Origin of the sequence: Rugosimonospora africana (assembly GCF_016862975.1) — a bacterium.
Classification (GTDB): Bacteria; Actinomycetota; Actinomycetes; order Mycobacteriales; family Micromonosporaceae; genus Rugosimonospora; species Rugosimonospora africana.
This window is the reverse complement of record NZ_BONZ01000025.1, coordinates 47756-66826: the sequence shown is the minus strand read 5'-3', so window position 1 is coordinate 66826 and position 19071 is coordinate 47756. Positions and strand designations below refer to the sequence as shown.

23 protein-coding genes are annotated in these 19071 nt (G+C 72.5%); 13 read left to right on the top strand and 10 right to left on the bottom strand.

Annotated features, from left to right (window positions below; all coding sequences use genetic code 11):
* Positions 1-3: 3 nt before the first annotated feature.
* Positions 4-1416 (top strand): glycoside hydrolase family 16 protein, encoded by a 1413-nt coding sequence (locus Raf01_RS13320; RefSeq protein WP_203918152.1) that lies wholly within the window; start codon positions 4-6, stop codon positions 1414-1416.
* Positions 1417-1462: 46 nt separating this feature from the next.
* Here the strand turns inward: Raf01_RS13320 and Raf01_RS13315 are convergent, their stop codons facing one another.
* From Raf01_RS13315 to Raf01_RS50515, 3 genes are all read right to left on the bottom strand, one after another.
* The gene (locus Raf01_RS13315; RefSeq protein ID WP_203918151.1) at positions 1463-2716 is read right to left on the bottom strand and encodes an RNA polymerase sigma factor; all 1254 of its coding nucleotides are present in this window, start codon (positions 2714-2716) and stop codon (positions 1463-1465) included.
* A gap of 7 nt (positions 2717-2723) precedes the next feature.
* Entirely contained in the window at positions 2724-3086 is a 363-nt protein-coding gene (locus Raf01_RS13310) for a YciI family protein (protein ID WP_203918150.1), read from the bottom strand.
* Between the two features lie 97 nt (positions 3087-3183).
* On the bottom strand, positions 3184-3723 hold the full coding sequence (locus Raf01_RS50515; RefSeq protein WP_203918149.1) for a GbsR/MarR family transcriptional regulator: 540 nt from the start codon (positions 3721-3723) through the stop codon (positions 3184-3186).
* 179 nt (positions 3724-3902) lie between these two features.
* Between Raf01_RS50515 and Raf01_RS13300 the strand changes: the two genes are divergently transcribed.
* Together Raf01_RS13300 and Raf01_RS13295 are read left to right on the top strand one after the other, a co-directional pair.
* Positions 3903-4901 (top strand): ABC transporter ATP-binding protein, encoded by a 999-nt coding sequence (locus tag Raf01_RS13300; protein WP_203918148.1) that lies wholly within the window; start codon positions 3903-3905, stop codon positions 4899-4901.
* Positions 4898-6502 carry an ABC transporter permease gene (locus Raf01_RS13295; protein ID WP_203918147.1) on the top strand — a complete coding sequence of 535 codons (1605 nt, stop codon included), beginning with the start codon at positions 4898-4900 and terminating at the stop codon, positions 6500-6502. Before Raf01_RS13300 ends, Raf01_RS13295 begins: the two co-directional genes overlap by 4 nt.
* Before the next feature lie 150 nt (positions 6503-6652).
* Here the strand turns inward: Raf01_RS13295 and Raf01_RS13290 are convergent, their stop codons facing one another.
* Together Raf01_RS13290 and Raf01_RS13285 are read right to left on the bottom strand one after the other, a co-directional pair.
* The gene (locus Raf01_RS13290) at positions 6653-7366 is read right to left on the bottom strand and encodes a DUF2510 domain-containing protein (protein WP_203918146.1); all 714 of its coding nucleotides are present in this window, start codon (positions 7364-7366) and stop codon (positions 6653-6655) included.
* 71 nt (positions 7367-7437) lie between these two features.
* Complete coding sequence (locus Raf01_RS13285) at positions 7438-8436, bottom strand: helix-turn-helix domain-containing protein (protein ID WP_203918145.1); 999 nt, start codon at positions 8434-8436, stop codon at positions 7438-7440.
* Between the two features lie 71 nt (positions 8437-8507).
* Here Raf01_RS13285 and Raf01_RS13280 point away from each other — a divergent pair, with 71 nt between their 5' ends.
* Entirely contained in the window at positions 8508-9011 is a 504-nt protein-coding gene (locus Raf01_RS13280) for a rhodanese-like domain-containing protein (RefSeq protein ID WP_203918144.1), read from the top strand.
* Between the two features lie 89 nt (positions 9012-9100).
* The gene (locus Raf01_RS13275) at positions 9101-9946 is read left to right on the top strand and encodes an HAD family acid phosphatase (protein WP_239133578.1); all 846 of its coding nucleotides are present in this window, start codon (positions 9101-9103) and stop codon (positions 9944-9946) included.
* 76 nt (positions 9947-10022) lie between these two features.
* On the opposite strand, the gene Raf01_RS13270 is transcribed toward Raf01_RS13275, so the two are convergent.
* Positions 10023-10733 (bottom strand): 4a-hydroxytetrahydrobiopterin dehydratase family protein, encoded by a 711-nt coding sequence (locus tag Raf01_RS13270; protein ID WP_203918143.1) that lies wholly within the window; start codon positions 10731-10733, stop codon positions 10023-10025.
* A 94-nt stretch (positions 10734-10827) separates the two neighbouring features.
* On the bottom strand, positions 10828-11355 hold the full coding sequence (locus Raf01_RS13265; RefSeq protein ID WP_203918142.1) for a GNAT family N-acetyltransferase: 528 nt from the start codon (positions 11353-11355) through the stop codon (positions 10828-10830).
* 69 nt (positions 11356-11424) lie between these two features.
* Between Raf01_RS13265 and Raf01_RS13260 the strand changes: the two genes are divergently transcribed.
* Positions 11425-11946 (top strand): hypothetical protein, encoded by a 522-nt coding sequence (locus Raf01_RS13260; RefSeq protein ID WP_239133577.1) that lies wholly within the window; start codon positions 11425-11427, stop codon positions 11944-11946.
* Between the two features lie 39 nt (positions 11947-11985).
* Here the strand turns inward: Raf01_RS13260 and Raf01_RS13255 are convergent, their stop codons facing one another.
* The 3 genes from Raf01_RS13255 to Raf01_RS13245 all read right to left on the bottom strand — a co-directional run bounded on the left by Raf01_RS13255 (position 11986) and on the right by Raf01_RS13245 (position 14181).
* Positions 11986-12519 (bottom strand): ferritin-like domain-containing protein, encoded by a 534-nt coding sequence (locus Raf01_RS13255; RefSeq protein ID WP_239133576.1) that lies wholly within the window; start codon positions 12517-12519, stop codon positions 11986-11988.
* A 64-nt stretch (positions 12520-12583) separates the two neighbouring features.
* Positions 12584-13531 carry a TIGR03557 family F420-dependent LLM class oxidoreductase gene (locus tag Raf01_RS13250; protein WP_203918140.1) on the bottom strand — a complete coding sequence of 316 codons (948 nt, stop codon included), beginning with the start codon at positions 13529-13531 and terminating at the stop codon, positions 12584-12586.
* Between the two features lie 71 nt (positions 13532-13602).
* Entirely contained in the window at positions 13603-14181 is a 579-nt protein-coding gene (locus Raf01_RS13245) for a hypothetical protein (protein ID WP_203918139.1), read from the bottom strand.
* Positions 14182-14438: 257 nt separating this feature from the next.
* Here Raf01_RS13245 and Raf01_RS13240 point away from each other — a divergent pair, with 257 nt between their 5' ends.
* The 7 genes from Raf01_RS13240 to Raf01_RS13210 all read left to right on the top strand — a co-directional run bounded on the left by Raf01_RS13240 (position 14439) and on the right by Raf01_RS13210 (position 19065).
* Entirely contained in the window at positions 14439-14939 is a 501-nt protein-coding gene (locus Raf01_RS13240; protein WP_203918138.1) for a Na+/H+ antiporter subunit E, read from the top strand.
* 84 nt (positions 14940-15023) lie between these two features.
* Entirely contained in the window at positions 15024-15284 is a 261-nt protein-coding gene (locus Raf01_RS13235) for an MrpF/PhaF family protein (protein ID WP_203918137.1), read from the top strand.
* Positions 15281-15664: a monovalent cation/H(+) antiporter subunit G gene (gene mnhG / locus Raf01_RS13230; protein ID WP_203918136.1), complete on the top strand. Its 384-nt coding sequence runs from the start codon at positions 15281-15283 to the stop codon at positions 15662-15664. Before Raf01_RS13235 ends, mnhG begins: the two co-directional genes overlap by 4 nt.
* On the top strand, positions 15665-15991 hold the full coding sequence (locus tag Raf01_RS13225; RefSeq protein ID WP_203918135.1) for a Na(+)/H(+) antiporter subunit B: 327 nt from the start codon (positions 15665-15667) through the stop codon (positions 15989-15991).
* Positions 15988-16959 carry an MnhB domain-containing protein gene (locus Raf01_RS13220; RefSeq protein WP_203918134.1) on the top strand — a complete coding sequence of 324 codons (972 nt, stop codon included), beginning with the start codon at positions 15988-15990 and terminating at the stop codon, positions 16957-16959. The genes Raf01_RS13225 and Raf01_RS13220 overlap by 4 nt, the downstream gene beginning before the upstream one ends.
* Positions 16946-17314 (top strand): sodium:proton antiporter, encoded by a 369-nt coding sequence (locus Raf01_RS13215; protein WP_203918133.1) that lies wholly within the window; start codon positions 16946-16948, stop codon positions 17312-17314. The genes Raf01_RS13220 and Raf01_RS13215 overlap by 14 nt, the downstream gene beginning before the upstream one ends.
* Positions 17311-19065, top strand: coding sequence for a complex I subunit 5 family protein (locus tag Raf01_RS13210; protein ID WP_203918132.1), 1755 nt, complete (start codon positions 17311-17313; stop codon positions 19063-19065). The genes Raf01_RS13215 and Raf01_RS13210 overlap by 4 nt, the downstream gene beginning before the upstream one ends.
* Positions 19066-19071: the final 6 nt, after the last annotated feature.

Sequence of the window (19071 nt, the reverse complement as noted above, 5' to 3'; positions counted from 1 at the left end):
GGCGTGACCTCGTACGGCGACGAACCCCACAGCCGCTCCTCGTGGAGCCCGCCGAACCCGGAGCGCCAGGCCTGGCCGGTCGCGCCCAGCCACACGCCACCGGTGCCACCGACCTCGTCCCCGCCTGCCGCGGAGGGTGCCGACGCCGGCACCGGCGCCCTCGACACACCGACCGACGCCCTGGCCCAGCTGACCGCGGCCGACCTCGGCACGGTGCGGCAGGCCCCACCACCGGGCCCGGCCGCATTCCCGGCCCAGCCGGTCACCGCGCCGCCGGTCACGACATCGCCGGTCAGGACATCGCCGGTCACGCGCGCGCCGGTCTCCGCGAGCCCGACGTCACCGGCTCCGTACCTGATGTCGGCGCCACCCGCGCCCGGTCCGGCGCCGACATCGGCACCGCCGCTGGCGCCCGCAGACCGATCTGGGTCGCGGCGCGGCGCCGGAAGCGCCGAGCCAGACCGGTCGGACGCTCCAGGCCGGCGGGGCCGCGCGGGCTGGTTGGCGCTCGCCACCGCCGCGGTGGTCGTACTTCTGGGCGGGGTGTTCGCGGTCGTGAAGCTCGCCGGGTCGGATGGCGACCGCGCCCCGTCGGCGGTCACGGTCGCCGGCTCCGGCCGGCCCAGCGACGCGGCCACCTCGGCGCCGGCCGGCGGCACGGGCGGCGAGCAGGCCGCCGCCGGTACGTCGGGCAGCCCGTCGGCAGGCCCCAGCCGCGGCGGCTCCTCCCCCACCGCCGCGAACCCCACTCACGCCGCCGCCAAGCCGGCCGGCCCGATCAGCGACGACTTCACCTCGGCGCTCAACACCAGCATGTGGAACGTCTACGGAACCACCGCCGGCTCCACGTACAACTCCACGATGGTCCGGGTGGCGGGCGGCGAGCTTCAGGTACTCGGCGCCGGCAACAGCCCCACCGCCTCCGCGAACAAGTCGGGCGGCCTGTGCTGGTGCGGTACGAACGGCAACCGCCTCTACGGCAAGTGGCAGGTACGGGCCCGGTTCGACGCCGGCTCCGGGTACCGGCAGGTGCTCGAACTGTGGCCGCAGTCGGACAACGACACCGCCGACGGCAGGATCAAGTTCGCCGGCGACACCGACGCGGCCAAGAAGACACTGGAGTTGTCCGTCCTACAGCCGGGCGGCGCGCGCAGTTGGACCGGCACTCGCAGCGGCGACTTCACCGCGTGGCACACGTACACCGTCGAGTGGCGCGCCAACTCGGTGACGATGTCCCTGGACGGCACACAGGTCTACGACTCGGCCACCAGCGGGACAGCGCTGACCATCCCGAGCAAGCCGATGCACCTGGTGATCCAGCAGGACAAGGGGCCGGGCAACGGCATCCCGGCGGCGAACGCCAGCACGCCCGCGCAGGTGGTCATGCACGTCGACTGGGTGCGCTACTACCCCTGACCGCGCGTCGGGGCGGCGTGCGGCGGGGCGGCGCGCGGCACGAGCGCTATCCCCCGGCGAGCCGGGCCGCGCGCTCGGTCAGGTAGCGCCGCTCGGGCAGGCTGGTGGTGCGCCGCGCCGCCTCCCGGTACTCGTCAGCCGCCGCGGCCGGGTCGCCGGCCAACTCGAGCAGGTGCGCCCGGGTCGCGAGCAGCCGGTGGTGGCGGGCCATCCGACCGTCCTCCTCCAGGGCGGCGATCAGCTCCAGGGCGGCGGCGGGTCCGCGTACCATCGCGACGGCTACCGCCCGGTTGAGCGTCACCATCGGGTTGGGCGCGACGGTCTCCAGCAGTTCGTACAGCGCCAGGATCTGCGGCCAGTCCGTGTCGTCCAGGTGCGGCGCCTCGTCGTGGATCGCGGCGATCGCCGCCTGCAACTGGTACGGGCCGACCGGACCGTTGGGCAGCGCCTCGGTGATCAGCGCGACCCCCTCGGCGATGCGCTGCCGGTCCCAGGTGCCGCGGTCCTGTTCGGCGAGCGGGACCAGGCTGCCGTCCGGCCGGGTACGCGCCGCCCTCCGCGCATCGGTGAGCAGCATCAGGGCGAGCAGGCCGGCCACCTCGGTGTCGTCCGGCAGCAGCCGGCGCAGCCAGCGGGTCAGCCGGATCGCCTCGTCGGACAGCCCCGGCGCGGTCAGGTCCGGGCCGGCGGTCGTCGTGTACCCCTCGTTGAAAATGAGGTACAGCACGTGCAGCACCGAGCGCAGCCGCTCGGCACCCTCGGCCCCGTCCGGCGCCGCGAACGGCACCCCGCTGGCCCGGATGCTCTGCTTGGCCCGGCTGATGCGCTGTGCCATGGTCGCCTCGGGCACCAGGAATGCCGCGGCGATCTGCGCGGTGGTCAGGCCGCCGACCGCGCGGAGCGTCAACGCGGTCTGGCTCGGCTCGGACAGGGCCGGGTGGCAGCACATGAACAGCAGGGCCAGCGAGTCGTCCCGGTCGGTGTGGGCGTCCGTGTCCGCGGCGCGACCCAGCAACTCCGCGTGCGGGGTGGCCACGGCCAACTGGTACTCGCGTCGTTGGCGCGACTGTTCGCTGCGCAGTTGGTCCAGCAGCCGCCGGGACGCGACCGTGACGAGCCAGCCTCTCGGGTTGTCCGGCAGTCGCTCTGCCGGCCACTGCAACGTCGCCTGGAGCATGGCCTCCTGGACGGCGTCCTCGCACGAGTCGAATCGCCCGTACCGCCGGACCAGCGCGCCGAGGACCTGCGGCGCGAGTTCGCGGAGTAGATCCTCGACGTGCCGGTCGGCGGACGGGTTCACGGTTTCCTCACGCCTCGGTTGAGGATTCGTGCAGGATCGGCCACAGTTCGACGGGCTCGACGTCGGCCCAGGGCATGTCCGCCGCGATCTGCTGCGCCCGCTCCTCGCTCTCGCAGTCGAGCAGGTAGAAGGAGGCGAGGTACTCCTTGGTCTCCAGGTACGGGCCGTCGCTCACCACCGGTACCCCCTCGGAGCGCCGGATCAGCCGGGAGTTGACCGCGTCGGCCAGGCCGTACGCGCCCAGCAACTCCCCGGTGCCGCGATACTTGGCGTTGAACGCCTCCTGCTTCGCGATCGCCTCCGGCCACGACTCGGCCGGCAGGGAGCTCCACTTCTCCTGGTTGCCGTACGTCAGCATCAAGTACTTCATCTCGGACATTCCCTCCAGTCCGTCGCGCCCATCGGCGCTCTCATCCCTGAAGTCGGAGCGGACGGACCGTCCTCGACATCGGTGCTCGAAACCCGTCCTATCCGGGCGGCGTCGCCGGGCGGGTCTGCCGGAATGCCCGCCACCGCTCCAGCAGCGCGGGCAGTTCCACCCTCATGAACTCGAAGAATGCCACGGTGTCGGCCAGCCGGTAGCCGGCCGGCGTGTCCGGGCCCAGCACCTCGATGCCCTCCCGGAGGGTGTGGTCCCAGCGGTCGAGGAGCGGGTCCCGGGACAGGATCGCCTCGTACCAGACGTCGTCGCGGACCCGGTACACGTCCCGGCGGACGGCCGGGTCCCGCTCCCGGCTGACCAGGTTGACCTGCGCCAGGTAACGCACCGCGCCGGAGATGGCGGCCGGACTCACCTGGAGCAGCGCGGCCAGCTCCGCCGCGCCGAGCCGGCCGGGGTCGCTGGCGAGCAGCCCGGTGAACACCCGCGCGGGCATCCGTGGCATCCCGGCGTCGGCCAACGCCGAGGCGAACCGCTCGATGAACGCGAGCACAGCCTGCGGATCCCGCGCCGCGGCGGCGTCGTGCGGCGCCGCGCCGTTGCGTGCCGGCTCGGGCGGGACAGGCATGAGCGTCGTCTCCTTCGGGTCGACTCCGACGACCGGTCTGGTCGTCGCGCGGCGTCAGACGCGCCGAGCCGGACTGATCGAGATGTCGGTTCGTCGCCTCGCGTCCGGTGCGTTTCTTGGCACATTCTATATGCTTCAGAATCTTCACGAATTTGTGAATCAAGCGTAGCTTGGCGGCCATGACGACCGCTATCGAAGTCTCGAAACTGGTCAAATCGTTCGGTCGCACCCGCGCCCTGGACGGGCTGGACCTGACCGTCCGCACCGGCGAGGTGCACGGCTTCCTCGGCCCCAATGGCGCCGGGAAATCGACGACGATCCGCGTCCTGCTGGGCCTGCTGCGCGCGGAGGGCGGCACGGCCCGGCTGCTCGGCGGTGACCCGTGGCGTGACGCCGCCGCGCTGCACCACCGGCTCGCGTACGTGCCCGGCGATGTCATGCTCTGGCCGAATCTCTCCGGCGGCGAAGTCATCGACCTGCTCGGCAGGCTGCGCGGAGGCATCGACCCGAAGCGGAGGACGGCCCTGCTGGAGCGCTTCGACCTCGACCCGACGAAGAAGGGGCGCAGCTACTCGAAGGGCAACCGGCAGAAGGTGGCGCTCGTCGCCGCGCTCGCCTCCGACGTCGAACTGCTGATCCTCGACGAGCCGACGTCCGGCCTGGATCCGCTGATGGAGGCCGTGTTCCGGGACTGCATCAGCGAGGAGCGGCGGGACGGCCGCACCGTGCTGCTCTCCAGCCACATCCTGGCCGAGGTCGAGGCGCTGTGCGACCGGGTCAGCATCGTGCGCAACGGCCGCACCGTGGAGACCGGCACGCTCGCCGAACTGCGCCACCTCACCCGGACGTCGGTATCGGCCGAGCTCGCCGGGCCGCCGACCGGCCTGGCCGACGTACCCGGGGTGCACGGCCTGGACATCCAGGGCGACCGGGTACGCCTGGAGGTGGACACCACCCACCTGTCGGACGCGCTGGTGGTGCTCACCCGGGCCGGGATACGCAGCCTGGTCAGCCAGCCACCCACGCTGGAGGAGCTGTTCCTTCGGCACTACGAGCGAGACGCGGACGACGCCCGGCCGGCCGGCACCCCGGCGGAGCGCGGCTCCGCGACCGGAACCCAGCCCCCGGCGGCAGCCGACTCCCCGACCGGTACCCGCTCCTCGGCGGCGACCCGGTGAGCGCGCTCGCCGGCACCGGCACGCTGACCCGGCTGGCGCTGCGCCGGGACCGGATCCTGATCCCGGTCTGGGTCGCCGGCCTCACCCTGGTCATGGTCGCGTCGGCGTCCAGCGTCGACTCGCTCTACCCGACCCTCGAATCGCGGCGGCAGCTGGCCGCGGGGCTGGCGAACGACTCGTCGGTCCTGGCGATCTACGGTCCGGCCAACGCGCTGGACACCACCGGCGGGATGACCATGTGGAAGCCGGGCGGCCTGGTGTTCGTCCTGATCGGGCTGATGAGCCTGCTGATCGTGGTGCGGCACAGCCGGGCCGAGGAAGAGTCCGGCCGGCTGGAACTGGTCGGCTCGGGCGTCGTCGGCCGGCACGCGCCGCTGACCGCCGCGCTGCTGACCGCCGCGATCGCCGACGTGGCGGTGGCCGCGCTCGTCGCGCTCGGCATGATCGGCGTCGGCGCCCCGGCCGCCGGTTCGATCGCGGCCGGTCTGAGCTTCGCGGCCTGCGGGCTGGTGTTCGCCGCGATCGCCGCGATCGCCGCCCAGGTCACCGAGGGAGCCCGCGCCGCCAACGGGCTGGCCGGCACCGTCCTCGGACTGTCGTACCTGCTGCGGGCGGGCGGCGACTCGGCCGGTTCGGGTGGCGCGTCCTGGCTGTCCTGGCTGTCCCCGATCGGCTGGTGCCAGCAAGTCCGGTCGTACGCCGGGGAGCGCTTCTGGGTGCTCGCGTTCCCGGTGGCCTTCGCGCTGCTGGTGGTCGGCGCCGGGTACCTGCTGGCGGCCCGGCGGGATCTCGGCGCCGGCCTGGTCGCCGCGGGGTCCGGCCCGGCGTCGGCCGCCGCGCGGCTGCGCAGCCCGATGGCGCTGGCCTGGCGGCTGCAGCGGGGCGCACTGCTCGGCTGGGCGGTCGGGTTCGCCGTGGTCGGCGTGGTGGTCGGCTCCATCGGCAACGGCATCAAGGGCCTGATCGGTGACAACGCGACGGTGTCGGACGTACTCACCCGGCTGGGCGGCCGGGGCGGCGTGATCGACGCCTACCTGTCCACGGTGCTCGGCATGCTCGGGCTGGTGGCCGCGGTCTACGCGGTACAGGCGGTCCTGCGGCTGCGCTCCGAGGAGACCGGCCTGCGGGCGGAGCCGTTGCTGGCCACCCGGGTGGGCCGGATCGGGTGGGCGGTCAGCCACGTCGCGTTCGCCGTGCTGGGCAGCGCGGGGCTGCTCGCGGTCGCCGGGCTGCTGGCCGGCGTCACGTACGGCGCCGAGGCCGGCGACCTGGGCGGCCAACTGCCCCGCGTACTCGGGGCCGCGCTCGTGCAGGTGCCCGCGGTGTGGGTACTGGCCGGGATCGCGGTGGCGGTGTTCGGCCTGATTCCCCGCCTGTCGGTCGGTGGCGCGTGGACCGTTCTCGGGCTGTCCATCCTGATCGGCGAGTTCGGGCCGCTGCTGCGGCTGAATCACTGGGCGGTGGATGTCTCGCCGTTCGCCCACGTGCCACGGGTGCTGGGTGCCACACCGGAGGTACAGCCGCTGATCTGGCTGCTCGCGATCGCCGCCCTGGCCGGCGTGCTCGGGCTGGTCGGGTTGCGCCGGCGCGACATCGGCTGAGCGGTGCCGGGTGAGTGTCGGGTGCGGTGACCGGGTGTCGCCGCGCCCGCGCTCGGCAACCGCGTGCTCGGCGGGAACCCGGCTGCGGCGGCACGGCGGCTCGGCGGGCGCGCGGCGGCGAGCCGCTCAGGCGCTCAGGCGCTCAGGCGCTCAGGCGACGATCGCGCGTTGGCCGAGAGCCGCGAAGAGTGCCGGAATCAACACCGCGTTCGGGTTCTGCTCCGGCACGTACAGCACGGGCTTGTGCTTGCCGGCCTTGTGGATCCAGATCCGGCCGTCCTTGGCCGAGGTGCCGGCCACCTCGTCCCAGGCCAGCGACACCGACATCCCCTGGATGCCGCCGGGGTGCACGGCCAGACCGGCCCCGACCTCGACCATGCCGCCCGCGCGTACCTTGGCGGCCAGGTCGGCGACGAGCCGCGGTTCGAGGCAGCGCCGGGACAGGTCGACGAGGAACCGCCAGTCGCCGTGCTCAGCGCCGGTGGACTTGCCGAAGGCCATCGCGACCATCGGCGCCCGCATCCGCGGGTACCGGCCGACCTCGAAGTGGAACTCCCGCTGATTGACCGACTTGACGAGACCGACCTGAATGTAGGACGTCTTGGTGAAGTAGCTGACCCACTCGGCCTGATCGAGGAGGATCGACCGGCCGTCGTAGAAGACCGTCCGCGGGTCCGCGTAGAGGTGCTTGCCGTCGACCATCGTGTTCAGTACCGGCCCCACGGCCTGTGACGGGACAGCCTGTGACGGAAGCGCCTGTGACGGGGGCGCCTGTGACGGGTACACGTGCGGGGTCCAGGTCGCGCCGTCCCACCAGCGCTGGCCGCCGCCGTACGGATCGGGATACCACCCAGGCTGACTCAATCCGGCTCCCTTCCCCAATGTCGGGACATGGTGCCACAACCGTCCGGGCCGGCGCTCACCCGAAACCGGGGTCAGCCGCCCTGCGCGGCACCGGCGGAGCGGAACGCGCGGCGGTACGCCGACGGTGAGGTCCGCATCGCCCGCGCGAAGTGGTGCCGGTACGTGACCGGGGACTCGAAGCCGGTCGCCGCCGCGATCTCGTCGACCGACGCGGTGGTCGTCTCCAGCAGCGGCAGGCTGGCCTGGATCCGCTGGCCGATCAGCCAGCGCACCGGGCTGGTGCCGCTGGACCGCTTGAAGTGGCGCAGATACGTGCGCGTCGACATGTGGGCCTGGCCGGCCAGGGCGGCGACCGTGATCGGCCGGTCGAGGTGCGCCATCGCCCACGCCATGCTCCGCACGATCCGGTCGTCGTCGATGTCACCGGCCACCGGTGCCTCGATGAACTGCGCCTGCCCGCCGTCCCGGTGCGGCGGGATGACCAGGCGGCGGGCCACCGCGTTGGCGACGGTCGGACCGTGGTCCTGCCGTACCAGGTGGACGCACAGGTCGAGCCCGGCCGCGCTGCCGGCGCTGCTCAACACGTCGCCGTCGTCGACGTACAGGACGTCCGCGTCGACCCGGACCTGCGGGTAGCGCCGGGCGAGCAGGTCCGCGTACCGCCAGTGGGTGGCCGCCCGGCGGCCGTCGAGCAGCCCGGCGGCAGCGAGCGCGAACGCGCCGGAGCAGATCGAGACGACCCGGGCACCCCGCCCGTGTGCGTGCCGCAGCGCGCCGACCAACTCCGGCGAGACGTCGCCGTGCACGTCGCCGACGCCGGGCACGATCACGGTGTGTCCGGACGAGAAGACGTCCAGGCCGTTCGCGGTGGACAGGGTCGCGCCGCCGAGAAGCCGTACCGGCTCGGCACCCTCGGCGCAGATCGCCAGGTCGTACCAGGCGACGTCCAGTTCCGGCCGGGGCAACCCAAAGACTTCCGTCACGATGCCCAGCTCGAACGCGGACATCCCGGGGTAGGCGAGAACCGTGACGCGGCGCCCGGCGACACGACCCAACGGTACGGCGACCATGGCGCAAACTTAGCGGACATCGGCATCAGCGCCACTGCCACGGCCGGGTCGTGCCGCCGCAGGATGGGTGCATGTCTGCCGTACTCTCCGTCGCACCGGCACAGCCGGGCACCGCCGCCGCCCACTACGCGTCCCGCCTGGCCTTCGAGGCCGATGTCAGCGACGTGCACGCCGACCTCCACGCCCGCGTGCCCGGGTTGGTGGTGGTCGACTCGCGCAGCCCGGAGGCGTGGCACCAGGGCCACCTGCCCGGTGCCGTACACCTGCCCACCGCCCGGATCGCCGAGCACGCGGCCGAGCTGATCCCCCACGACTCGGTCGTCGTCACGTACTGCTGGGGTCCGGGGTGCAACGGCGCCACCCGGGCCGCGCTGGCCTTCGCCCGGCTCGGGTACCGGGTCAAGGAGATGATCGGTGGCTACGAGTACTGGGTGCGCGAGGGGTTCGCGGTTCAGACCGGCGACGGTACCGTCACCCACCCGGCCGACCCCCTCACGACGACCGGTCCGGATCGTCGCGCGGCGTCAGACGCGCCGAGCCAGACCGGTCGGCCGACCTGGGACTGCGGGTGCTGAAAGGGGAACGATCGGGTGGCGGGCCGGTAAACGGGTGGTTAGGTTCTCTTGAACGAGATCCGTTCCAAACCGTTCATGGGAGACCCATCGTGCCCGGACCCATATGGCGCCGCCCATCGCGGCGCGCCACCGTCATCGCGCTCGCCACGCTCACCGTCGCGGCCCTGGCCGGCGGCGGCGTCGCGTACGCGGCCGCGACCCAGCCCGCCATCAAGACCTCGACGCCGCGCTCGGAGCGCCAGATCACGAACATCGACGTGCTGCGCCAGCAGATCCGCAACTACTACGGCGACCCGCTCGGCACGGGTGTCGCCGCCAGCGACAGCAACTACGCCAAGGAGGCGAAGTCGGTCGAGGCGCAGGGCGAGCACTTCCTGGCCGACCGGCACCACGTCCACGGCACCAAGGCCATCGTCCTGGACGTTGACGACACCACCCTGCTGACCTGGAACTACGAGATCTTCAGCAACTGGGCGTACAACCCGACGACCAACGCCACGTATGTCAACAACCAGATGTTCCCCGCCGTGTTCGGCATGGTCGACCTGGTGCGCACCGCCGAACGGGAGGGCTACGCCATCTTCTACCTGACCGGGCGCCCGACCAGCCAGAAGGAGGCGACGCTGGGCAACCTGACCGAGGATCACATCGGGGTGGACGCCGGGTTCCCGAAGCCGACCGCGCTGAGCGACGGCGAGGACGGGCTGTTCACCAAGCCCGCCGTGGCGGACTACCCGGACTACCTCAAGACCGCGTGTGCCGGCGACCCGAACGGCTCGTGCACGACGATCCACTACAAGTCGGCGACTCGGGCGCACATCGAGTCCCTCGGGTACGACATCGTGGCGAACTTCGGCGACCAGTTCAGTGACCTGGAGGGCGGCCACGCGGACCGTACCTTCAAGATGCCCAACCCGAACTACTACCTGCCCTGATGACATGCGGCCGGGCGGCACAGCGACCGTGCCGCCCCGCCGCCGGCAGCCGGGCGGTCAGGCTCAGCCACGTCGCTCAGTCGCGGCCCTGCCACGTTGTGATGCACGCCTCGTTGCCCTCGGGGTCGGCGAGCACCCAGAACGCGGGTGCCTCGGCGTCGTATCGCAACGTGCCGCCGGCCGCGAGCGCGGCGTCGATCCGGTGCCGCGCCTCGTCGTGCGGGACCGAGATGTCGAAGTGGATCCGGTTGCGCTGCGGTCGCGGCGCGTCCATCTGCTGGAACCAGACCGCCGGGGACTGCCGGCACGGGTCGATGAGCGGATCGGTGGGCCCGTCGGCGCCGGCCTCGTCGACGTAGCCCAGCACTGCCTTCCAGAACGGCCGGATCGCGGCGATGTCCAGCGCGTCGATCCCGATCTCGACGACCTGAACGGAGCGTGGCCCCTCGCCACCGACCTCGGGTCCGTTGTCCAGCCCCGCAGCGTCGAGCGAGGCGGAGATCCGGCCGGCGAGCCACGCGTCCCGTGCGGTCACCCCGGCGACCGCGAGTGTCTGGAGGTTGAGCACGACCCGGTCCGGCCGCACGTCGGCCCAGAGATGCCCGTCGGCGTCGTCGGCACACGTGCCGGTCGCGGTCGCGGCGACCTCGACAGCCTGCCGCATCGAGTCGACCCGCACCGAGGTGGTGGCGATGCCCAGAATGTAGCGCCAGCCCAGCGGAGTGAGTGCTGCCGCGGCCTCCGGCCGGCGCAGCGTGACCCGGTCGTCTCCCCGTTCGTCATCCATGCCGGCATCCTCGCACCCGGCACCGACAGAACCAGCTCCGACAGGACCGGCACCGACAAGACCAGCACCGACAGGACCGGCACCGCCCGCGGGCTCAGACCCGCCGGGCCAGCACCTGACCGGGCCACGGGCCGCTGGGCTGCGGCACCGTGAACGAGTCGGTCGCGGTGAACCCCTGACTCTCGTAGTAGCGGACCAGCGCCCGGTCGTCGCCGCCGTAGCAGTCCACCCGTACCAGGCCGACGTTGCGCTGCTCGGCGAGCTGACGGGCGTACCCGAGCAGCCGGCCGCCGATGCCGCGCCCCTCGTACGAGCGGTCGGTGACGAGCAGGTTCACGTACACCTCGGGCTCATCGGCGGGCGGGATCCAGTCCGGTGCCTGCCCGACCGCCAGCGCGCCGACCGGCGCCGTGCCCGACCACGCCAGGTACAGGCCGCCGCCGTGGGCCATGCCGGTCACCTGGGCGATGCGCCGGGGATTGGTGGAGTGCGGTTCGGTGCCCCACTGGCCGGTGCGACCCCGGGCGACGAGCCAGCGGGTCGCGCCGTCGAGCAGGGCGAGTACCCGCGGGACGTCGTCCTCGCCGCCGGGCCTGATGTCGATGCCGTCCGGATCGCTCATGGCGCCATTGTGCCGGTACGCGCCGGCCCGCCGTCGCCGCCGTGGCGCGGGCCCAGCTACCGTCGGGGCATGGACGAGGCTCACGACGGCGAGACGGTGGCCGGTTCGCTGGCCGACTGGCTGGCCGCGCTGACCTTCTCCGACCAGGGCACGGACCAGGTGACCGCCCTGCTGGCCGACGCGGTGGCGGACTGGGCGGCGGCGCAGGGTTGGCGGGTGTACCGGCGGGCGAAGAGCGTCCTGCCGCTGCCGCCGCCGTACCAGCACCGGCACTCGTACCTCGACGTGGCGTGCGCCCGCCCGGCCGGTGCGCCGATCGCGATCGAGATCGATCACACCGACCGTCGCCGTACCGTCGACAAGCTGCTCGCCGAGGCGGCCGAGGGCCGGATCGCGCTGTGGGTGCGGTGGGGCACCCGCGGTTTCGAGCCGCCGCCACCGCCGGTACACATGGTGACCTGCCCGGTGACCTCGCGCCCGGGTCCGGACCGGAACCGGCTGTATTCGCACCTGCCGCCGGCGCACCGGCCCGCACCCACCCACACGACGGCGGACCTGCAGGACGCGCGGCAGCCGGACCTGTTCGGCTGAGCGTCCCCGCGCGGGGGCCAGCCCGGATCAGACTCCGGATCAGATTCCGAGGAGGTCGACCAGGTCGTCGGCGTGGTCCTCCTCTTCCTCGAGGATGTGCTCCATCAGCCGCCTGGTCGTCGGGTCCGCATCGCCGATCCACCGCACGATCTCCTGGTACGAGGCGATGACGATGCGCTCCGCCACCAGGTTCTCCCGCAGCATCGCGTTGAGGTCGGTGGACTCCGGCGCGGAGTACTCCGTGTGCGCCCGGCGGGCGAGCGTGGCCGGGTCGAAGTCGGGCACCCCGCCGAGCTGGTTGATCCGCTCGGCGGCGCTCAGCCCGTGCTTCAATTCCTCGGCGGCGTGCTCCTGGAACTCGGCGGCCACCTGGGCGCGGTCGATACCGGCGGCGGTGATGGCGTTCTGCGAGTACCGCAGGTAGCACACGATCTCGGTGGCCAGGACATCGTTGAGGATGCCGATGACCGGGTTGGGATCGCCGCCGTAGGCCGGTGTGACGGGGCCGTCCTCCATCTGGCGGCGGGCGTTCTCCCGGATCTTCGTGACGTCCAGTTCGAACTGGTTGGGCACTGGTCTCACTTCCTCGGTTGGGCTTCTGATCGCTCCGGCCGGCCCGGCGTCCCGGGCGGCCGGCTCATCCGGCGAGCGCGGGGATGACCTCATCCCGGTACAACTTGATCATTTCTCGGTAGTGCGGCCCGACCGCGCCGACGTGCAGTGTGTCGAAGCCCGCGTCCCGGTACGCCCGGGCCGCGGCCACGTGCGGGCCGGCGTCCGGGCCGCACGGCATCGTGACCATCTCCGGGGTGACCAGCCGGACCGCCTGCTCGAAGTCCTCGGGGGTGGGCAGCAGCCGGTTGAGTTCGCCGGTGAGGCTCTCGCTGGCCCACAGCCGGTGCGCGATGTCCCGCGCCTCGTCCGCGGTCTTCGCCCAGCATGCCTTGGCGCCGGCCACCGCGGGCTTGTCCCCGCCGCCGGCCTCGCGGAACCGGGTGACCCCGTCGGCTTCGGGACGGGTGGCGACATACCCGTCGCCGACCCGGGCCGCCAGCCCCACCGACCGGCGGCCGAGGCCGGACACGTACACCGGCACGGGCGTCTCGGGGAGCGTGTAGAGGCGGGCGTTCTCGACCGTGTAGTAGGTGCCCCGCCGGTTGACCACCCGGCCGCTCCACAGGGCGCGCATCACCCCGATGGCTTCCTCCAGCATCTCCAGCCGCTGCCCCGCGCGGGGCCACCGGTCGCCGAGCACGTGTTCGTTCAGCGCTTCGCCGGTGCCCACCCCGAGGGTGAACCGGCCCTCGGTGAGCACCGCGCAGGTCGCCGCGGCGTGCGCCACGATGACCGGGTGTGTCCGGACGATCGGGCAGGTCACCCCGGTGATGATGGGCAGCGTGGTGGCCTGGGCCAGCGCGCCGATCAGCGACCAGACGAAAGACGCCTGGCCCTGTTCGCCGGTCCACGGGTGGAAGTGGTCGGCCACCCACAGCGAGGCGAACCCCGCCTCCTGGGCCAGTTCGGCCTGCCGGATCAGGTCCGCCGGCCGGTACTCCTCGGTAGACAGCCCGTAGCCGATCCGCATGTCTCCTCACCTTCCCCGGGCCACCGGGCCGCGGGGCGGCCGGCGAGTCACGCGGGCCGCGCCTGCCGGCCTCACCGGTCGCGTCCAGCCCGCAGGCACCGGTACAGCTCCTCGAAGTACGGCAGCACGCCGAGCGACCCCACCGCGCTGAGTACGCCGACCACGTACCGGCGGGGCAATGGTGGGCTCTTGCGGCGCAGCCGCCAGCTCTCCCGGCTGACCGGACGCACCAGCGCGCGTACCTGCCGGGGATGCAGGCAGGCCACCGCGCCGATGGCGATGAACGGCATCGACTCCAGGAAGCTGTGGATGTTCTGCTCACTGGGCCGCACCTCGCGGGCACTGTGCGCGGCCAGCCGCACGTCCCACATGGCCGTCGCCTCGTGGGTGAGCGCGGCGCCACCCATCAGCGCCAGCATCGCCGGGTTGATCTCCAGCAGCAGCGCCATCAGCAACGGCGCGCCCACCTCGGCGATCATCGCCAGGTGCAGCACCGACTCCCGGGTCCCCGAGGTGTGCTGGATGTCGGTCCGCCGGTGCATCCGCCAGTCGAGCAGCCCGGGCAGGAACCAGGCCGGTAGCAGCACGTAGAGCAGGTACCGCAGCGTGGCGGACTCCACATCCACCGTGCCCGGCCGCGGGCTGTGCACTTCGCTCCCGGCTCGACGCCCGTTCATGATTTCCGAACACCCGCTCCGCTTCGTCCGCTGTTTCGCCCCGCCGCTGACGCGGCCCGCCTTCCGACCGGTCTGGCTCGGCGCGAACGACGCCGCGCGACGACCCGGACCAGTCGCCGCTGCCCTACCCGGACTGTGGCGGTACATGCCTGAACGGCGGCTACCCTCCCGATCGCGCGCGGCGCCCGATTGGTTTGTGCCGGCGGACCCCGGGGCACTTACCTGCGGTGTTGGCACGCTGGTGGGCGCTGTTCTGGTGGGCGTACCTGGTCTGGACGATCCTGAGCTGGACGCTGTCCGTGGAGCAGATCGTCGTGGGCGCCGTACTGTCCGCGCTGACCGCGTTGGTGTGCGCGCGGCTGGGGCCGGTCGCCGGGCCGTGGACGCTGCTGCGGCCGCGGCGGGTGGCGGGTCTGGCTCGGCTCGCCGGGGTCGTCGTGGTGCGCGTGGTACGCGCCAATGTCGCGCTGACCCGGCGCATCTGGTCGCCGCGGATCCCGCTGCGCAGCGGGATGATCGTCGTGCCGACCCGGGTGACGGGCGACGGCACGCTGACCGCGGTCGGCCTGTTCACCTCCGTGATCGTCGACTCGCAACTGGTCGACATCGACCGGCGCCGGCACGAGTTGCAGTACCACGGGGTGTGGATCGACTCGGCCGAGGCCCGTGCCAACCGGGACCGGATCAACGGGCCGATCGAGGATCGCCTGCGGTGGGCGGGCCTGCGGTGAGGCGACTGGTCCGGGTCGTGGCTCGGCGCCAGACGCGCCGGGCCGGACCAGTCGGAGGGGGCCTGCGATGAGCGGGGATCTGCGATGACCCTGGCGATCGGCGTCGCCTGCCTCGCCGAGGTCGTGATCGGCGCGCTGCTGCTCATCCGGGTCGGGCTCGGCCCGACCGTGTGCGACCGGATCGTCGCGCTGAACACGCTGTCCACCCAGATCACGCTCGCCGTGCTGCTGTTCGCCGCATTCGCCGACCGGGCAACCTACCTGGACGTCTCGATCTGGCTGGCGTCGTTCAGCTACCTGGCCACCATCGTCTGGTCGCGGTACCTGGAACGGGGGCTGTTGTGAGACTCGTGTTCGTGATCGCGCTGCTGGCCGTCGGCGTCGCGGTGTCGACCAGCGGGGCGGTGGGCATCCTCCGCATGCCCGACGTGTACCTGCGAATCCAGTGCTCCAGCAAACCGGTGACGCTGGGCGCGCTGCCGGTACTGGTGGCACTCGTCATCGCGAAGGGGCCGGTGAGCAGTTACGGCGGGCGCGCGCTCATCGTCGCCGTACTGCTGCTGGTGATGAACCCGCTGGCGACGCACGCGCTGGCCCGGGCGGCGTACTCGGTGGGCATCCCGATGTGGTCCGGCGCGGTCGTGGACCAGGCCGCGGCGCGGGCCGCGGGCCCAACGGCTGCGCCGCACCCGGGCGGCGGCCAGCCCGCGGACCGGGAGGGGTAGATGTTCTGGGCCATCGACTACGCATGCCTGGCGCTGGTGGTGGCCGCCGCGGTACTGGTGATCCGGCTCCGCAACCTCAACGGCTCGGTGATGGCGCTGTCCGCGATGGGTACCGTGCTGGCGCTGCTGTTCGTCGTGCTGGGCGCCCCCGACGACGCGCACGCGCAGATCGTGGTCGGGTCGATCGCGGTTCCGACGCTGTACCTGATCGCGATCGCGAAGATCCGCACCGAGGTCGTCAACGAGCCGGAACTCGGCGAGCAGGGCGACACCGATGCCGCGGCCGACGCGGACGCCGGCCGGGCGGGTTCCGGAGGCGACCGGTGAGCGGCAGGCCCGAGCCGTTCGAGGACGAGCCGCGCCGCCGCGTGGTCCCCGGGCTCCTGCTGTCCGCCGGTGTCGCGGCCACGCTGCTGGTCGCTGTGCTGGCTCTGCCTCGGGGGGACAATCCGCTGCCCGCCATCGCCCGGCGCGCGATGACCGTGGCACTGCCCGAGTGGCGCACGACCGAGCCGGTGAGCGAGGTGGTCTACGGCACCCGCGGCTTCGACACGTTCGGGGAGACGTTCCTGCTGCTCGCGGCCGTGGTCGGGGTGGGGCTGATCACCCGGGCACGCGAGCCGCGCCGGGGCTTCATCGGCGAGCAGGAGGCCGGCCGACGCGAGCAGCACAGGACCGACCCGGCTGAGGGCGGAAGCGCCGACCAGCGGCAGGCGCAGCAGGCGGAGGCCGGCGAGGAGGGCCGCGGGCAGGGTGCGCCGTCACCGGACGACGAGCCGGTGGGCGAGCCCGGCGTGGAGCGCGCGGAGGCGATGACGGTCGTGGTCCGGGCCGCCGTACGCACCGTCGCGCCGCTGCTGGCCATGGCCGGCCTGTACCTGGTCGCCTGGGGGTACTCCCCCGGCGGCGGGTTCCCCGGCGGCGCGGTGGCGCTCGGCGTCGTGCTGCTGGTGTACGTGTCGCTCGGGTACCGGAGGGTGGAGCCGTGGCTGCGCCCCGGGGTGATCGAACCGGTTGAGATGGCCGGCGCCCTGGCGATCGGGCTCATCGGCGTGCTGGGGCTGGTGTTCAGCGGTTCCTTCTCGGCCAACTTCCTGCCCCTGGGGCCGGTGCAGACGATCCGCAGCGGCGGCGTCATGCAGGCGTTCTCGGTCGCCGAACTCATCGAGGTCTCCACCGGCCTGGTGCTCGCGGTGTTCGGGCTGCTGGGCATGGGACACGACTGGGAGCCGGAGGGGCAGGGCCGCCAGGGGCAGGGCCGAAGGCCGCCTGGGAGCCGCCGTGATTCTCGGTAACTACCTCGCCGCCGTGACCCTGTTTTGCCTGGGCATCTACACGGTGCTGACCCGGCGGAACCTGCTCAAGATAGTCATGGGCATGTCGCTCATGGAGGCGTCGACGTACCTGTTCCTGCTGTCGCTGGCGTACCGGAACGGGTCCACCGCGCCGGTGCTGCTGACCCCGCCGCACGGGCAGACCCCGCAGCGGCTGGCGCACGGCAACGTCGCCGACCCGGTGCTCCAGAACTTCTGCCTGACCGCGATCGTCATCGGAGTCGCGGTCACCGGCGTCTTCCTCGCCGTGGTGGTGCGCATCGCCCAGCACTACCGGACGCTGGACGCCGACCGCGTCCGCGACATGCGCGGATGACCACGCTCTCCTCGCTGCTGCCGCTGCCGGTGGCGATCCTGCTGGCCGGTGCGGCCCTGGCCCCGCTGGCGATCCGGGTGTCCCGGCACGTGCTGACCGCCGTGTCGGTCCTGGCGTCGTTGGCCTCCGCCGCGCTGCTGGTCGCGTTCGCGCCCTCGGTCTACGGCGGCCGGGTGCTGACCGAGTACCTGGGCAACTGGAAGCCGGTCGATGGCCAGGTGCTCGGCGTCACCTTCGGCGTGGACGCCTGGGGACTGACCTTCGCACTCGTCGCCTCGGCGGTCGGCGCCCTGCTGCTGCTGTTCCTGTTGTCCACCAACGCGCAGCTGGGCAACCGCGAACTCGGCGCGTCGGCCTGCCTGTTCCTGTTGCTGGACGCGGCGCTGGTCGGTGGCGCACTGACCGCCGACCTGTTCAACCTGTTCGTGTGGTTCGAGGTCGCGGCACTGGCCAGCTACGCCCTGACCGCGTTCTTCCTGGAACGGCCGCCCGCCCTGGAGGCGGCCTTCAAACTGCTCGTGCTCACGAACGTGGCCAGCTTCCTCATCTTCATCGCCACGGCACTGCTCTACACCGAGCACGGCGCTCTCAACCTGGGACAGCTGCACGACGCGCTGGTCCGGCACACCGGCGGCGCCGACCTGGTCGCGCTGGGCCTGCTGATCGCCGGCTTCGGCACGAAGGCCGGTCTGGTGCCGTTCCACGGTTGGCTGCCGGACGCGCACACGGCGGCGCCCGGGCCGATCTCGGCGCTGTTCTCCGGACTGATGGTGAACTTCGGCATCGCCACCATCGGCCGGCTGGTGTTCACCGTGTACCCGCTGGCCGGTACCCACGTGCTCGGGCTGCTCATGGTGCTCGGCCTGGTGTCCGCGCTGGGCGGGGCGGTCCTCGCGCTGCTGCAGGACGACCTGAAGCGCCTGCTGGCCTACGACACCATCTCACAGATGGGCGTGCTGACCGTCGGGCTGGCCACGGCGAGCGGGACGGGCCTGGCCGGCACCGCCTACCACCTGGTCAACCACGCGCTGTTCAAGTCGCTGATGTTCCTGTGCGCCGGGGCGATCGTGCACGCCACCGGCGCGACGAACGTGTCGGAGATGGGCGGCATCGCGCGGCGCATGCCGTGGCTCGTCGGCGCGTTCACCGTCGGCGCGGCGGCCATCGCCGGTATCCCGCCGCTCAACGGGTACGTGTCGCTGGGTCTCATCCACGATGCCGTGCTGGGCAGCGGGCAACCGCTGCCGTACGCGCTGCTGGTGCTGGCCCAGGCCATCACGGTGGCCGCGCTCGGCAAGGTGGTGCTGGCGTTCCTGCGCCGTCAGCGCAACCCGTACGCCCGGGACGAACGGCTGCGCCTCGGCATGATCTCCGCGCTGGTGCTGCTCGCCGGCTCCTGCCTGACCATGGGCATCTTCCCGGAGTGGGTACTGGACAACCTCGTCGAACCGGCGTCCTCGGCCATGCGGGACGCACCCGGGTACGCCCACGCGGTGCTGTCCGGCGGCGGCCGGATCACGGTGGCGGAGGTGTCGTACCGGTACCTGGAACCCCTGGAGGTGGCGCTGGTGCCGGTCACGCTGGCGCTGGCGGTACCGCTGATCTGGCTGGCGCGGCGGTACCGGGACAGCGACGCCGTGCGGCGGATCCGGTCGGTGCAGACCGGATCGGTCAACGACTACGCCGGCTATCTGGTCATCGGCCTGCTGGTCACCGTCGCGTCGACGGCCGTCGCGCCGTTGCTGCGGTGACCGGCG

What these genes read in the sequence shown, in the direction of transcription:
- Raf01_RS13260 (WP_239133577.1), top strand. Translation starts at nt 11,425, where the DNA reads ATGGACGAGGCTCACGACGGCGAGACGGTGGCCGGTTCGCTGGCCGAC.
- Raf01_RS13265 (WP_203918142.1), bottom strand. Translation starts at nt 11,355, where the DNA reads ATGAGCGATCCGGACGGCATCGACATCAGGCCCGGCGGCGAGGACGAC.
- Raf01_RS13310 (WP_203918150.1), bottom strand. Translation starts at nt 3,086, where the DNA reads ATGAAGTACTTGATGCTGACGTACGGCAACCAGGAGAAGTGGAGCTCC.
- Raf01_RS13270 (WP_203918143.1), bottom strand. Translation starts at nt 10,733, where the DNA reads ATGGATGACGAACGGGGAGACGACCGGGTCACGCTGCGCCGGCCGGAG.
- Raf01_RS13210 (WP_203918132.1), top strand. Translation starts at nt 17,311, where the DNA reads ATGACCACGCTCTCCTCGCTGCTGCCGCTGCCGGTGGCGATCCTGCTG.
- Raf01_RS13250 (WP_203918140.1), bottom strand. Translation starts at nt 13,531, where the DNA reads ATGCGGATCGGCTACGGGCTGTCTACCGAGGAGTACCGGCCGGCGGAC.
- Raf01_RS13235 (WP_203918137.1), top strand. Translation starts at nt 15,024, where the DNA reads ATGACCCTGGCGATCGGCGTCGCCTGCCTCGCCGAGGTCGTGATCGGC.
- Raf01_RS13285 (WP_203918145.1), bottom strand. Translation starts at nt 8,436, where the DNA reads ATGGTCGCCGTACCGTTGGGTCGTGTCGCCGGGCGCCGCGTCACGGTT.
- Raf01_RS13280 (WP_203918144.1), top strand. Translation starts at nt 8,508, where the DNA reads ATGTCTGCCGTACTCTCCGTCGCACCGGCACAGCCGGGCACCGCCGCC.
- Raf01_RS13300 (WP_203918148.1), top strand. Translation starts at nt 3,903, where the DNA reads ATGACGACCGCTATCGAAGTCTCGAAACTGGTCAAATCGTTCGGTCGC.
- Raf01_RS13225 (WP_203918135.1), top strand. Translation starts at nt 15,665, where the DNA reads ATGTTCTGGGCCATCGACTACGCATGCCTGGCGCTGGTGGTGGCCGCC.
- Raf01_RS50515 (WP_203918149.1), bottom strand. Translation starts at nt 3,723, where the DNA reads ATGCCTGTCCCGCCCGAGCCGGCACGCAACGGCGCGGCGCCGCACGAC.